A 1,317-nucleotide genomic window follows, 5' to 3' on the forward strand; every position below is an offset into this window, starting at 1 on the left:
CCTCGCGCTTTCATGAAGCGGGCTGTCCGACAGGCGGTCAGGTAAGCGAAAAGTGCCTCTGACCAGCGAGAATGAGGATTGCTGAGGTCCTTGTTCCCGCCCCTGTCGGAGGCACTTTCCAGGTGAAGCAGCCTACCGGGTCCTACCCCCATGTCCGTGTCCGGGACGACGGCCGAGCCGTGGTCTCGCAGGCCGGTTCGGTCCTGCTGGTCGAAACAGCCCGCAAGATCGGCCTTGACCGGGCCATCTCCGCAGCGCTCGCCCCCTGGCGAAAACCGCGGGCCGTCCACGATCCGGGCAAGGTTCTACTGGACCTCGCACTGGCGGTCGCGCTCGGCGGGGACTGCCTCGCCGACGTCGCACTGCTGCGGTCCGAGCCGGCCGTGTTCGGACCGGTGGCCTCCGGTCCGACGGTCTCCCGCCTGATCGATACCCTCGCCACCACCGGCGGGAAGGCCCTGACCGCGCTCCGCGCGGCTCGGACCGAAGTCCGCAGCCGGGTCTGGAGGTTGGCTGCGGGTCGGGCTCCGGACGCCGACGGGCGGGTGACCGTGGACCTGGACGGAGTGCTGGTCGTCGCGCACTCGGACAAGCAGGACGCCGCCCCGACCTGGAAGAAGACCTACGGCCACCACCCGCTGATGGCCTTCGTCGATCACGGCCCGGGCGGAACCGGCGAGGCCGTCGCGGCCCTGCTGAGGCCGGGCAACGCGGGCTCGAACACGGCGGCCGACCACATCGTCACCGCCCAACTGGCCCTCGCCCAGCTGCCGAAGAAGTACCGGCGCGGGCGGCAGACCCTCATTCGCTGCGATTCCGCAGGCGGCACTCACGAGTTCGTCGCCTGGCTCGCCCAGCGCGGGCGCTGGCTGTCCTACTCGGTCGGCATGGTAATCACTGAGGCCATCCACAGCCACGTCCTCAAGATCCCGGCAACGGCCTGGACCCCGGCCCTCGAGGCCGACGGCGAGGTCCGTGACGGAGCCTGGGTCGCCGAACTCGCCGGTAACGTCCTGGACGGCTGGCCCAAGGGCATGCGGCTGATCGTCCGCAAGGAACGGCCACACCCCGGTGCCCAGTTGAGAATCACGGACGCCGACGGCATGCGCATCACCTGCTTCGCCACGAACACCCCCGACCGGCCGATCGCCGAGCTTGAGCTCCGCCACCGGCTGCGGGCCCGCGCGGAGGACCGCATCCGGGCCGCACGTTCGACCGGCCTGCGCAACCTTCCCCTGCACGACACCGCCCAGAACCGCATCTGGCTGGAGATCGTCCAGATCGCTCTCGACCTGCTGGCCTGGATGCCCATGCTCG

1 protein-coding gene is annotated in these 1,317 nt (G+C 70.1%); it reads left to right on the top strand.

Annotated features, from left to right (window positions below; genetic code table 11):
• Positions 1-122 precede the first annotated feature (122 nt).
• On the top strand, positions 123-1,317 hold a 1,195-nt coding region (locus ACFQ9Z_RS39330; RefSeq protein ID WP_383031948.1), incomplete at its 3' end, for an IS1380 family transposase.

This window comes from Streptomyces sp. NPDC056580, assembly GCF_042793175.1.
Lineage (GTDB): Bacteria > Actinomycetota > Actinomycetes > Streptomycetales > Streptomycetaceae > Streptomyces.